This window comes from Bacillus sp. (in: firmicutes) (assembly GCA_017656295.1).
Taxonomy (GTDB): domain Bacteria; phylum Bacillota; class Bacilli; order Bacillales; family JACDOC01; genus JACDOC01.
Genome location: JACDOC010000011.1, coordinates 46,331 through 58,983 on the forward strand (window position 1 = coordinate 46,331; position 12,653 = coordinate 58,983).

13 protein-coding genes are annotated in these 12,653 nt (G+C 38.6%); 2 read left to right on the plus strand and 11 right to left on the minus strand.

What is annotated here, in order from left to right; translation table 11 throughout:
* Positions 1-2: 2 nt before the first annotated feature.
* Positions 3-1,403: a UDP-N-acetylmuramoyl-tripeptide--D-alanyl-D-alanine ligase gene (locus H0Z31_10330; protein MBO8177837.1), complete on the minus strand. Its 1,401-nt coding sequence runs from the start codon at positions 1,401-1,403 to the stop codon at positions 3-5.
* Positions 1,404-1,980: 577 nt separating this feature from the next.
* On the opposite strand from H0Z31_10330, the gene msrB reads away from it, so the two are divergent.
* Positions 1,981-2,934 carry a peptide-methionine (R)-S-oxide reductase MsrB gene (msrB, locus tag H0Z31_10335; protein ID MBO8177838.1) on the plus strand — a complete coding sequence of 318 codons (954 nt, stop codon included), beginning with the start codon at positions 1,981-1,983 and terminating at the stop codon, positions 2,932-2,934.
* Here msrB and H0Z31_10340 read toward each other — a convergent pair.
* The 3 genes from H0Z31_10340 to H0Z31_10350 all read right to left on the minus strand — a co-directional run bounded on the left by H0Z31_10340 (position 2,913) and on the right by H0Z31_10350 (position 4,581).
* Positions 2,913-3,200, minus strand: coding sequence for a sulfurtransferase TusA family protein (locus H0Z31_10340; protein ID MBO8177839.1), 288 nt, complete (start codon positions 3,198-3,200; stop codon positions 2,913-2,915). The two genes, msrB and H0Z31_10340, sit on opposite strands and share 22 nt — an antisense overlap.
* Positions 3,201-3,463: 263 nt before the next feature.
* Positions 3,464-4,039 carry a sulfurtransferase TusA family protein gene (locus tag H0Z31_10345; GenBank protein ID MBO8177840.1) on the minus strand — a complete coding sequence of 192 codons (576 nt, stop codon included), beginning with the start codon at positions 4,037-4,039 and terminating at the stop codon, positions 3,464-3,466.
* Between the two features lie 62 nt (positions 4,040-4,101).
* Positions 4,102-4,581 (minus strand): DsrE/DsrF/DrsH-like family protein, encoded by a 480-nt coding sequence (locus tag H0Z31_10350; GenBank protein MBO8177841.1) that lies wholly within the window; start codon positions 4,579-4,581, stop codon positions 4,102-4,104.
* A 215-nt stretch (positions 4,582-4,796) separates the two neighbouring features.
* On the opposite strand from H0Z31_10350, the gene H0Z31_10355 reads away from it, so the two are divergent.
* A complete protein-coding gene (locus H0Z31_10355) occupies positions 4,797-5,276 on the plus strand; it encodes a peptide ABC transporter substrate-binding protein (protein MBO8177842.1) in 480 nt (159 codons plus the stop codon).
* A gap of 58 nt (positions 5,277-5,334) precedes the next feature.
* Here H0Z31_10355 and H0Z31_10360 read toward each other — a convergent pair whose 3' ends face one another.
* The 7 genes from H0Z31_10360 to H0Z31_10390 all read right to left on the minus strand — a co-directional run bounded on the left by H0Z31_10360 (position 5,335) and on the right by H0Z31_10390 (position 12,614).
* Positions 5,335-5,652, minus strand: a complete 318-nt coding sequence (locus tag H0Z31_10360; protein MBO8177843.1) for a hypothetical protein — start codon at positions 5,650-5,652, stop codon at positions 5,335-5,337.
* Positions 5,653-6,190: 538 nt separating this feature from the next.
* Positions 6,191-7,642, minus strand: coding sequence for a dihydrolipoyl dehydrogenase (lpdA, locus tag H0Z31_10365; GenBank protein ID MBO8177844.1), 1,452 nt, complete (start codon positions 7,640-7,642; stop codon positions 6,191-6,193).
* Positions 7,643-8,950: a 2-oxo acid dehydrogenase subunit E2 gene (locus H0Z31_10370; GenBank protein MBO8177845.1), complete on the minus strand. Its 1,308-nt coding sequence runs from the start codon at positions 8,948-8,950 to the stop codon at positions 7,643-7,645.
* A complete protein-coding gene (locus tag H0Z31_10375) occupies positions 8,950-9,945 on the minus strand; it encodes an alpha-ketoacid dehydrogenase subunit beta (protein ID MBO8177846.1) in 996 nt (331 codons plus the stop codon). Before H0Z31_10375 ends, H0Z31_10370 begins: the two co-directional genes overlap by 1 nt.
* The gene (gene pdhA, locus H0Z31_10380) at positions 9,942-11,012 is read right to left on the minus strand and encodes a pyruvate dehydrogenase (acetyl-transferring) E1 component subunit alpha (GenBank protein ID MBO8177847.1); all 1,071 of its coding nucleotides are present in this window, start codon (positions 11,010-11,012) and stop codon (positions 9,942-9,944) included. The genes H0Z31_10375 and pdhA overlap by 4 nt, the downstream gene beginning before the upstream one ends.
* 23 nt (positions 11,013-11,035) lie before the next feature.
* Positions 11,036-12,169 carry a Glu/Leu/Phe/Val dehydrogenase gene (locus H0Z31_10385; GenBank protein MBO8177848.1) on the minus strand — a complete coding sequence of 378 codons (1,134 nt, stop codon included), beginning with the start codon at positions 12,167-12,169 and terminating at the stop codon, positions 11,036-11,038.
* Between the two features lie 49 nt (positions 12,170-12,218).
* A complete protein-coding gene (locus tag H0Z31_10390; GenBank protein ID MBO8177849.1) occupies positions 12,219-12,614 on the minus strand; it encodes a thioesterase in 396 nt (131 codons plus the stop codon).
* Positions 12,615-12,653 lie beyond the last annotated feature (39 nt).

Genomic DNA, 12,653 nt, shown 5'->3' on the forward strand with positions numbered 1-12,653 from the left:
TTTCATGACTCGATGATCGTACTTTTTAATTGTTTAAAAGAGTCTTGAACCATGACTCGATGAGGAATTTTTAACAAGACGATTGTTTCGTTACTTAATAAAGGTTCTAATATATTCAAAATGTCTGTTCCATCCTCCGCAAAATAAACATTGTTTGGATTCATGCCACATTTAAGAGCTTCCTTCGCAATTTCCTTCGCTTCTTCTCCAACAACAATCAAATAATCTACATTCGATTCCATTACTTTTCTTCCAATTCGTTCATACTCATTTTTTGCGTATTCCCCTTCTCCTAACTGTGGCATATACCCTAATAAAGCGATTTTCTTTTTTGTATCAGCTACCTCCTTCAACACTTGTAGCGCTGTTTCCATCGATAGTGGAGTGACGTTCCATGTATCATCGATGATGGTACTCCCATTGATTCCCTCTCGAAATTCCAAATGTTCCATGACTGGTTGAAAGGATGCAAGTCGTTCACACGCTTCCTTGATTTCCACTCCTGCACTACATGTGGCCGCAATAGAAGCGAGCGCATTGTATACATTATGCTTGCCGTATCCAGGGACATACACTGAATACGTCTGATGTTGATGATGCAACGTAAATTTCATCCCTTTTTTCTCATAAGACACATCAGTCGCTTGAAAATGACAACCATCCCTCATGCCGAAATAAACAATGTTATTTTGGATATGGCTGATATCAATTTGACGAATGTTCTCATCATCTGCATTTAAAATCAACGTATTGTAATTTGGATCGAAATCATGCAGTAATTCTGCTTTTGCTTTTAAATAACGTTCAGGTGTTTCACATCCAACTAAATGATAGACATCAATATTTAACAAGACGCGAATTTGAGGTCGAAAATATTGAAGATAAAATAAAATATCTCCTGGTCGGTCGACCCCCATTTCAATAACTGCCGCCCCCGTATCCTCATCGATTCCTAATAAATAGCGATGATTTCTATGGCCACCATTAAAGCTCTTATACGTGGATTGCACTTTATATCTTTTTTTAAGGATGTGGGTAATCATTTCCTTTGTCGTCGTTTTCCCGCATGTCCCCGTGATTCCAATAATCGGAATATCAAAAAGGTTCCGATAATAATCAATAAAATTCCAGTACGTTTCGTCGATATTATCTACTTGGACCACTATTACTTTTTCTCCTAGATGGGTAAAATGATGCGGTTTTTCCGTCATGACCACCACTTCGTTATACTTTTTAAAGAGCTTGGAATCAACTTTCCTTTTTGTATATAAATCAATGAGCAATGTATGATGACCGATTTTATATCGCTTTGTCACCACATTCTTAATGAGCGGATTTCCTTTCCCTTGGACGAATACTCCCCCAGTTTGTGCCACTATCTCGTTCAAAGTAAGCCATTTCACATCGATTCCCCCGCTTCCCCTTCTAGGTATTAGTTATTGTATACATCTAATTTGGTTGCTGTTATAGATGGACAACCAATTTTTTTCAGGAAATGATGTGTCAGTCTCACTTGAAGATTTTTTTAATAGTCATCAATGATTGAAATGGTCATAATCCAAAAAATACATAAGGGAGCTACAGAACGATTAAGTCCACCGTGAATACTATTTAGGGGCGTTTTACGGCCTAACGCATGACGGCTAACCGATGATTGGCACATACGAAGAGTTCCCAAACTTTTTTTCTTATATGCCTATGGAGATTACGGGCTTGTTTTTAGTATGTCATGGCCTAAATATTGCGGGACGTCATGACAAAAGGATCATATCCAGCATTCAACTTGTATCTGCGCATTTCAAGCGTAACTTTAAGAAGTATCAAGCATAAGAGTGTTGATATTTCTATTTATTTTATATTGGATATTGCCCGATTTCAGGGTAGAAAGTGTACGGAGCATACCGAACGAGCTTATATTTTCATGAAACGTTCTTGGATATGGTAAACTATATTTCACAATAAGCTGAAGGGGGAAAAACAATGGCGCATCAATTAGCAACGTTTGCCGGAGGATGCTTTTGGTGTATGGTCGAACCTTTTGAGGAAAAACCAGGAATTATTTCCGTCATTTCCGGATATTCCGGTGGATGGAAAGAAAATCCGACGTATAAAGAAGTATGCAGCGGTACAACCGGCCATTACGAAGTTGTACAAATTACGTATGACCCAGAATTAATTAGCTATGAAACGTTATTAGACATTTATTGGAAAAGTATTGACCCAACCGATGAAGGAGGCCAATTTAACGACCGTGGCCAATCCTATCAAACCGCTATATTTTATCATACGGAAGAACAACGTATAGCTGCTGAAAAATCAAAGAAGCATCTTGAAGAACACAGCCCGTTTAATAAACCAATTGTCACGAAAATATTACCGGCAAAACCATTCTATCCAGCGGAAGAATATCATCAAAACTTTCATAAGAAAAACCCATTTCGTTATGCTCTTTACAAAAAAGGTTCGGGCCGCGAAGACTATTTAAAAAAACATTGGGAAGATCAAAAGAAAAAAGAAGAGTTAAAAAAGAGATTAACACCGATGCAATACGAAGTCACCCAAAATAATGGAACGGAACCACCATTCCAAAACGAATATTGGGACCATTTTGAAGAAGGCATTTACGTCGATGTCGTCACTGGGTACCCGCTCTTTAGCTCCAAAGATAAGTTTGACTCTGGTTGTGGTTGGCCGAGCTTCTCGAAACCAATTCTTAAAGGGGCGATAGAAGAAAAAATTGACTTAAGCCACGGAATGGTACGCACGGAAGTCCGAAGTAAAGATTCTGACAGCCATCTTGGTCACGTCTTCAATGACGGCCCAAAAGAACTTGGTGGACTCCGTTACTGCATTAATTCTGCCGCCCTTCGTTTTATCCCAAAAGAGAAGATGGAAGAAGAAGGATATGGAGATTATTTGATTTTGTTTAAGTAATAAAAATGGGAAGTCTTAACGGAGACTTCCCATTTGCCATACCTTTTCTTAATCCAAAACTTCAATACCCCATTGTCTTCTTCATGTTTTAATAATTCATGACCAGTTGATTGTGCCCAGGCGGTTAAATCGTTCTTCGCACCATGATCCGTTGTGTGAACTTCAAGCACTTCCCCTGATTTTAGTTCATCCATCGCTTTTTTCGTTCTAACAATTGGCATCGGACAAGCTAACCCTTTCGCATCTACTACTTTTGTTACTTCCATCTTAATAACCTCCATTTATTCGTTTTATTGAACCGCACAGCGATTCGGCCAATTTCCATTTCACGTTGCTTATCTTCGTCTGGATTCAATTTTTCCATGTTCGTTTGTGGTAGAAATTAGATTGAGGTGGTAAATTTTCCGTTACGGTCTTTCTAAATTCTTGTTCATCAAGAATAGTGAGTCCGTGATTTTTTTTGGAAATCACGAGCTAACTCCCATTCCCCCTAACGTATAATTAGTTGCAAAAAATTTCTAATCGTTATTTAACGATTGATTCCACTTGTCATTCCTGTCCATTGGCTCATACCTGGAACGACATTGTACACTTTTGTAAATCCATGCTCTGTTAACTTTTGAGCGGCTAAATCGCTACGGTTCCCAGTCCGACAAACTATATAAATTTCATCATCTTTGTTTAATTCATGTACACGCTGCTCTAATTCACCCAAAGGAATGGAAATTGCGTTTGGAATATGATTAAAAGCATACTCAGCAGCCTCTCGAACATCGAGAACAACGATTGTTTCGTTCGCTTCCAGTTTCTTTTCCAGTTCCTCATTAGTAATCACGTTTGGGTACTTTCTTTCGATCGTTTCTTCATTGGAAGACTTTCTTAAATAATGTTTTAACACCTCTCCATCTTCCACCGTCCCTAAATATTGATGACCAGTACTCTCTGCCCATACTTTTATATCTACTTTGGATCCTTTATCAGTTGCTTGAACTTCCAACACTTGACCTGCCTCTAATTCATTTATCGCTTTTTTTGTTTTTACAATCGGCATGGGACATGCTAAACCTTTCGCATCAACCGTTACATTTGCTTTTAAGTTTTTCATTAAATTATACCTCCTAACCACTTTACCTTATAGGGTATTTATTACCTTAAAAATTTTTTCCATTAGATAAATAAGTTGACTTGACCTTCTTCTGCATCAGCTAAGTAGGCCGCTACCCCTGCATATTCAATGCCATCTAACAGTTCCTCTTTTTTTAAACCAAGTAAATCCATCGTCATGGTGCAAGCGACTAGCTTAACCCCTTGTTCTTGGGCCAATTCGATTAATTGTGGTAATGGCATCGCATTATGTTTTTTCATAATACTTTTAATCATTTTCGGACCAAATCCTGCAAAATTCATTTTGGATAGACCCATTTGATTGGCCCCTCTTGGCATAAGTTTAGCAAACATTTTTTCGATAAATCCTTTCTTAACTGATACAGCTTCGTCTTTCCGTAACGCGTTAAGTCCCCAAAACGTATGGAAAATCGTAACATCGTGATCATACGCCGCTGCTCCATTAGCGATAATATAAGCTGCCATCGCTTTATCGTAATCACCACTAAATAAAATAATGTTTGTTTTTTTCTTTTCTGACATTGTTTAATCCCTCCTTAATTACCTATATAGGTATATATTGTTTTAAAAAATTTATTCTAATTGAAAGGATTGATTTTTATAATTACCCCCATGGGTATATTACAGGAATAAAACAATAGTGTCAACTCATTTTTTCCCTAAATTTGAGATATAAATGAAACATATTATTCAATTTGTCGTCTATACCATTAAAAAGGAGTAAGGGAAGTATAAAAATGAAATTATTTTCAACATTTATTTTCTCTATATTTTTTCTGACTGCATGTATGAATGGAATTAATCCAAAAGAACATGTAGGGGAAATATATCGTCTGGCCTTAGACGAAATGATGGGAAAAGATACAGCATTAAATAGCCATATGAAATACATCGCTATTGATTTGGGTAATTTCGTTGAATTGAACGAACAAGATAAGAAAGAAATATTCCGTTTTTTCGAAAAAAAGTACAAAGTTAAGGTTATGGAAGCTTCATTTGCAGAACTGAAAGAAAAAGGTTTATATAATCCAGATACAATGGTCTTGGATGGTGTGCTTCTAAAACTTGATAAGGTTTCTTTTAAATTTAACAAAAATATCTTATTTGAAGGTTCCAAGTATCGTTCTGGAACTGGTGCCATCGGTATAGAAATTACTGTTTATTATAAAGATGGAAAATGGCAAATTAAAGAATCTGAAATGACTTGGATTAGCTAGATTTTTTTATTATTTACAAAAATAGAAAAGAGGTGATTTTTTCACCTTTTTCGCTATGTTAAGCCGCTTTGTGCTGACACTGACCATTTGTTAGCGTGTAACCCATAACGTGGAAACCTTTTTTTCGAAGGGTTCGGATACTAAGATTTTTTTCTATATGGTTGGCAGCCACGATATACACTTTGTTTTGAGATAATTGCTGACTGCTTCTTTCTAAGTAAGCAATTGGAATATTAATCGCTCCGTGTACGGGATCTTTGTATGACTCATGAAAATCGCGAACATCTAAAATGATTGAATTACCTTGCGAATGAAAAGATTGTACACAAGGAACGCCCCACACGGGAACGTATCTTTTATACATCAACATAGCCATTAAACTAATGAACAAACTCAAAACAAGAATCATCCTGTTAAAACCTCCCCAGATAAGTTACCATAATTGGAACTTCACTGACAAGGAATATGATATACCCTATTCGGTATAATAGCAACAAAAATTCACGTATTTGTATTCACTTTCTTTTGATTAATCATTTGGTACATAAAAAGATGTAGAATGTTAATGTTTAATATCTTGTTAAAGATGTTTCCGTGCATCTTCCCTAAATCAATCCATTTTTAATAAAGGCTATTTTATATCATTGTGATTTTTATCAAGTTATTCACATGAAGCGAAAGGCGGCGACTCCGGCGGAAACAAGAAGCCGCAAGACCCTTACTTGAGCGTAGCGAGGGAAGCGGCTTGCGGCTTGCCCGCGGAAGGTGTCCGCCACAAGCGAAATGTATAAATATTAACATTATCGTTTAAAAGAGCCTTAATAAAAAAAGCTAATGGTATACAAATTAATCATGGAGCATTTGTATACCAAAAGCTTTTTAATCGAGAGCATTTTATAAGAAATGCATAGGTACTATTGACTTACTGCTTCGTTTACCTTTGTTTTATGTTGTTGTTTATTAGGTGGTAGATGAATAGCTTCTCCCTTTAACGCTTCAACTGCTTCTAACAATCCTTCATTTATACTCGGATGTGGGTACAATGGAAACTTCATATCTTCATCTCGGGCTACATTTTCCAGACCGATGATTCCACTTGAAATAAGCTCGATTGCTCCAGATCCCATCATATGAATGCCGACAACTAAGTCTGTTTTGGCATCTGTTAGCACTTTGATAAACCCTTCTTTTTGGCCAATAATAGAAGCAAATCCATTAGCCCTTAATGGAAATTGGCCAACATGAATGCATTCGTATTGTTCTTTTGCTTCCTTTGCAGTTAGTCCGACACTTGCAATCGGAGGAATCGAATGAACAATTGTCGGCATAAAGGTTAAATCTACTTCCGAATCCAAACCGGCGATCGTTTCTGCCGCTACTTTTCCTTGTTTTATCGCTTTGACAGCTAATGCTGGACCCTCTGTTACATCCCCAATGGCAAAAATATTTTCTAGTGACGTCTGTCCTTTGTGGTTGACGTCAATAAAGCCTGTTTCGGTCAATTTGATTCCCAACTTGTCGATTCCTAATTCTTCTATATTGGATTTCGTACGACTTGATACAAATAAGTGCGATCCTTCGATCGTTGTCGTACTTCCTTCACTAGTAATCAACACTACTTGAACAGTCTTTAATGCGTGCTCGACTTTGTGTATGGTGCTTTTTTGATAGATTTTTATTTTTCTTTTTTTCAAGAGACGCTGAAGCTCTCGATTAATGGATGGGTCAAATGGGAAATCGTCTTCGAGAATTAAGGTAACTTTCGAACCGAAAGCATGATAACTCATGGCTACTTCTAACGAAATATAATCATTACCATAAACCATTAAATGCTCAGGTACCGTATTCAACTGATAAATAGAAAAAGCATTTAGTATACGATCATGGTCAATAGTAACAAAAGATGGAGAAACAAGTGAGGCTCCTGTCGCGATAATCACATGTTGGAAGCGATAAACATCAAAGGCAAAATGGGTTTCCACTCCGAGACGATCTTCCGACAAAAATGAAGCTTTTCCTTTAATGAGTTCGATTTTATTTGCTTTACATAGTGTTTCCACACCTTGACGTAGTTGTTTTATTATATTTTGCTTATAGTTTTGTAATTTTTCTATATTCAATGACGTAGTTTTGAACTCGATTCCTAATTGTTCGAAATGCTGTTTTTCTCCTATTTGTTTAGCCGCATGCGCAAAAACTTTTGATGGGATACATCCTTGGTTAAGACAAATTCCCCCGAGCTCATTTTTTTCAATTAATGTGACGGACAAACCTAGCTGAGCGGCACGTATGGCCGCATGATATCCTCCTGGCCCGCCACCAATAATGATCACATCTCGTTCATGAGCTAGTTCACCAACAACCATCTATACCATCTCCACAAGCATCAATTTTGGGTTTTCAATTAACTTCATTAAATAGTTTGTAAAATGGACTGCAGTTGCTCCATCAGCTACACGATGGTCAAAGGACATAGAAATATTCATCATTTGGCGGATCACAATTTCATCATGCTCCGTTACAACTGGTCGTTTCTTTGTTTTATGGAAGGCAACTAATGCAACTTCTGGATCATTAATAATCGGTGTGGCACCAATACTTCCCCCTAGTGGTCCGACATTACTAATGGTGAACGTGCCTCCTGAAATGTCTTGAATGGACAATTTATTTTCTAATGCTTTTTTGGTGAGTGCTTTTGCTTCATCATGGATTTGACGTAACGATTTCTTCTCAACATTTTTAATAACTGGCACAATTAACCCTTCATTTGTATCTACAGCAATTCCGATATGATGCTCTCTTTCTAATCGGATGACTTCGTTTTCCTCATCTAATTTCGCATTGAAAATCGGGAACTGTTTTAAGGCGAGGGAAAGGGCTTTAATAAAAAATGCTGTGGCAGATATGTTCATATTATTTTCTTTAAGTTCATTACGGAGCTGATTCAGTTCCGTCACATCTATTTCTTCAAAATGCGTACAATGAGCGATTCGATATAGAGATTGGGTCATTTTATTGGCAATTTGTTTTCGTCTACCACGGAACGGAATGATGGTTTGTTCGTGCGATTCATCTATAGGTCGAGAACGATTGTCCTCTACTCGTTGAACATTTGATGGCTTTTCGATGAATTGAGGCTTACTTTCCAGTGGCTTTGTTACTTTTCTGCTATGGTTTTGTGTTTGAATAAAACGATAGACATCTTCATCCATGATACGTCCAGCAGGTCCTGTTCCTTTAACAAGTAATAAGTCTACCCCATGATCCCGTGCAATTTTTCGAGTATAAGGTGCGGCAAGAATCCGCTGTGGTTTTTTATTCTGTTTTATGACATTCCTTTCAATTTGCTGATTTTGAGCTGAAATTGTTACTGGTATTTGTTTTTCAGTACGCTGTTGCTCACTATGAACGATATTCTCAGTTGGCTGTAATAAAAGTAAGGTTGTACCGACTTCTACGGTTTGACCTTCAGGTATTAGGATATCGCTAATAACCCCTGAAGAAGGCGCTGGAATTTCCGCAGTCATTTTGTCCGTTTGTATTTCGACCAGTGGTTGATCTGCTTTTACTTCATCTCCTTTTTTGACAAAATAATGCATGATCATAGCATCTGTCATTCCTTCTCCAATATCGTGAAGTTTGACTTCAACCACTTCCACTCCCCCCTCTCTCATTAAAACTTGACGGCTGTTTGAATCGCGGATAATACCCGATTGGGTGTTGGTAAATATTCGTCTTCATAGCTAAAAAACGGTACAGGAACATCATACCCTGTCACTCGTTGTACAGGTGCTTTTTGATATAAAAACGACGTATCATTAATGATCGCTAGAATGTCGTTCGCTACTCCTCCAGTCATATGCGCTTCTTGCACGATTACAGTTCTCCCAGTTTTTTGAACAGATTCACTAATAAGTTCTTTATCAAGCGGATAAAGGGTGCGTAAGTCAATCACATCTGCTTCAATCCCTTTTTGGGCAGCCATTTGAGCAGCTTTCATTGCCACTGGAACCATTGCTCCCCATGCAATGATGGTTACATCGTCTCCTTCCCGGAGCTTTTTCCCTTTACCGATCTCGATGACATATTTCCCCTCAGGAATTTCTTCACGAACCGATCGGTAACATCTCATTGGTTCTAGGAATAAGACAGGATCAGGATCTTCAATAGCTGCAATTAACAACCCTTTGGCATCATATGGAGTCGAAGGACAAACGACTTTGATTCCTGGCATGTGGGTAAATAATGCCTCGGTACTATCACTATGAATCTCCGGTGCCCGTACTCCTGCACCATAAGGAGCCCGTATGACCATCGGTACGGTAAAATGTCCCATCGTACGTGAGCGCATACGAGCAGCATGTGTCATGATTTGTTCATAGGCTGGGTAAATAAAACCTAAAAATTGAATTTCAACAACAGGTCGAAATCCGTTAAGGGCCATCCCGATGGCCGCTCCAGTAAAGCCGGCTTCACTTAACGGTGTATCCATCACCCGCTCTTCTCCAAATTCCGCTTGTAATCCATCGGTCGCCCGGAAAACGCCACCGTTTTTACCGATATCTTCTCCTAGTAAAACGACTTGTTGATTTTCCCGAAGCATCGTTTTTAACGCATCATTGACTGCTTGAACGAACGAAAGCGTCTTCGTCTTTACGATAGTTGTCATACGACTCCCCCTCCTTTCCAAGCAAAGTAAGCTTTTTTCTGCTCTTCAATCGTCCATGTTGGCTCAGCAAATACATGCTTAAACATATTTTCGGGATCAGCTTTTGGGAAGGACTCCATTTCACGAACAGCATGATCAATTTCCTGTGTAACTTCTTCTTGTACCTTTTTTGCCCATACTTCGTCGAACCAACCTTCATTTTTCATTAAGCGTTCAAGCCGTAAAATCGGGTCTGACTGTTCCCGTCTCTTTTCGCTTTCTTCTTGATTTCGGTATTTCGTCGGGTCATCTGCTGTTGTGTGAGCTCCGTAACGCCATGTAACGGCTTCAATTAACGTCGGTCCTTCACCGTTTCTTGCTCTCTCAAGCGCTTTTTTCGTTTCAAAGTACACAGCAAACACATCATTTCCATCGACACGAACACCGTATATATCATAGGCGAGCGCTTTTTGGGCGATGGTTTTCGATTTCATTTGGCGTGTGATGGGTACCGAAATCGCATATTGGTTGTTTTGGTTAAAAAATACAACTGGAGCATGAAAAACGCTCGCAAAATTTAATCCTTCATGAAAATCTCCTTCGGATGTTGCTCCATCACCGAAATACACAATTACTGCATTCGTTGTCCCTTTTCGTTTTTCTGCAAGCGCCGTCCCAGCAGCATGCGGAATTTGGGTAGCGATTGGTACACTTGGCGGCATAATTTTTTTCCCTTTCGGAGGAACACACCCTTCGTTTCGACCGTTCCAAAATAATAAAATGTTGGTTAACGAATGTCCAAATGTCATGGTCGCCCCATGATCGCGATAGGTAGGAAACATCCAATCTCCTTCCTCTAAGGCAAGGGCACTTCCTACTTGAGACGCTTCTTGTCCTTCATAAGGGGCATATGTTCCAATACGGCCTTGGCGCTGTAAACTTATACACTTTCTGTCAAACGTCCGTGTTCGTATTAAATGACGGTAAAATGTCATGGAAAGCTCTCTCGTAACATGATGACGCCATTCATCTACTACAACATTTCCGTAATGATCGATGACTTGAATAAGTGGAAATTGCTTTTCCATTCTGTCCCCTCTTTCTATTAAACTTATAGGCGAATATCCCATTTCGGTCGCTTTTTATGTGTAAAGAAGTTATTTCTTGATTTACGTAGCTCAATACGTTGTTCACAAAACCGATTCGCTGCCTCAACAGTTGTCATTCGCTCATTTTCTGCTTCTTTATAAATGTTAAGAAGGGTTGTGTAAATTCCTTTTGTTTTTTGTAATACGCGCTCTTTATTCGGTTCATATAATTCATCTGCTACTTGAATTAATCCACCCGCATTTACGATATAATCAGGAGCATATAAAATGCCTTTATTTTGAAGCATCTTGCCGTGACGGATATCTAATAGCTGGTTATTTGCCGACCCCACAATGGCTTTTACTCGAAACAAATCAATTGTGTCATCGTTAACGACATTTCCAAATGCACACGGAACAAATACATCTGCATCCGTTTTATAAATTTCTTCCCCTTTCACTACCTTTACCGTTGCCCCCAGTTCTTTTGCTCGCAATAACACTTTTTGAATCGCTTCATCATTTAAATCACAAACATATAAATCCGCTCCTTCTTCAAGAAGACGAATGGCAACTTTAGATCCGACTTTGCCGAGTCCTTGAATCGCGTAAGTTTTTCCTGCCAGTCCATCACTTCCAAAGACCACTTGATTGGTCGCTTGAATTCCGTAAATGACACCTAATGCTGTTGGGACAGACGAATCGCCGCTTCCCCCATATTCTTCACTGACACCAACAATACAGTTTGTTTCTTTTAATGCATGAACAAAATCATCTGGTGTGGTCCCCATGTCCGTTCCTGTATAAAACCTACCGTTTAACGATTCCACAAATTGACCAAATGCCCGGAACAATTCTGGAGTTTTATCTTTTTGTGGATCACCTATAATTACTGCTTTTCCACCACCAAAATCTACGTCTGCTGCTGCGCATTTATATGTCATCCCTTTTGATAGACGGAGTACATCAAACAAGGCATCGTCTACTGTTTTATAGGGTTGCATCCGACAGCCGCCTAGTGCTGGGCCAAGAGTTGTATTATGAATCGCAATAATCGCTTTTAATCCTGTTTTTTCATCGTTACAAAAAATCACTTGTTCATGCTCACTCATTAGAGAGAAAATATCCATGGATCCGTCTTTCGAAAGCGTTTTCATAGCGGTTTGCAACGATACCATCCTTTCTTGTTAAAACTAGAACCCCTATCTAAGACTTCTGAGTCAGAAGCATTTCTTTAATTTCTTGCTTTGGTAGGATGACTTGTTTTACTTCACCGATTCCTATTAAACGTTTTTTGTTTTTCGCCTCTACTTTTGTAATCACTACATTATCTTTCAATTCTGTTAAGGTAGCTGTAACTGTGACCACTTCTCCTTCTGTCGTGGGAGCAACGTGCTTCACACTCACTGCTGCTCCAATCCCTTCTTCGTTATCTTCTAAATATGGTAAAATAATTTTTCTTGAAGCCCATTCCATGTGATATACCATCGAAACGGTGGAATAGGCAGGATGGATTACATTTCCTTCAAATTGCGCAAACATCTCGGGTGTAACAATTGCCTCTACCGTCGCTGTTTGCCCCACTTCAATACCTGGTTTCATTCCATCTCCTCCTAAAATACAAAACACCAAATATAACAT

Coding starts and splice junctions, on each gene's coding strand:
- msrB (MBO8177838.1), top strand. CDS start 1,981: ATGGCGCATCAATTAGCAACGTTTGCCGGAGGATGCTTTTGGTGTATG.
- H0Z31_10340 (MBO8177839.1), bottom strand. CDS start 3,200: ATGGAAGTAACAAAAGTAGTAGATGCGAAAGGGTTAGCTTGTCCGATG.
- H0Z31_10345 (MBO8177840.1), bottom strand. CDS start 4,039: ATGAAAAACTTAAAAGCAAATGTAACGGTTGATGCGAAAGGTTTAGCA.
- H0Z31_10350 (MBO8177841.1), bottom strand. CDS start 4,581: ATGTCAGAAAAGAAAAAAACAAACATTATTTTATTTAGTGGTGATTAC.
- H0Z31_10355 (MBO8177842.1), top strand. CDS start 4,797: ATGAAATTATTTTCAACATTTATTTTCTCTATATTTTTTCTGACTGCA.
- H0Z31_10360 (MBO8177843.1), bottom strand. CDS start 5,652: ATGGCTATGTTGATGTATAAAAGATACGTTCCCGTGTGGGGCGTTCCT.
- lpdA (MBO8177844.1), bottom strand. CDS start 7,642: ATGGTTGTTGGTGAACTAGCTCATGAACGAGATGTGATCATTATTGGT.
- H0Z31_10370 (MBO8177845.1), bottom strand. CDS start 8,950: ATGAGAGAGGGGGGAGTGGAAGTGGTTGAAGTCAAACTTCACGATATT.
- H0Z31_10375 (MBO8177846.1), bottom strand. CDS start 9,945: ATGACAACTATCGTAAAGACGAAGACGCTTTCGTTCGTTCAAGCAGTC.
- pdhA (MBO8177847.1), bottom strand. CDS start 11,012: ATGGAAAAGCAATTTCCACTTATTCAAGTCATCGATCATTACGGAAAT.
- H0Z31_10385 (MBO8177848.1), bottom strand. CDS start 12,169: ATGAAAACGCTTTCGAAAGACGGATCCATGGATATTTTCTCTCTAATG.
- H0Z31_10390 (MBO8177849.1), bottom strand. CDS start 12,614: ATGAAACCAGGTATTGAAGTGGGGCAAACAGCGACGGTAGAGGCAATT.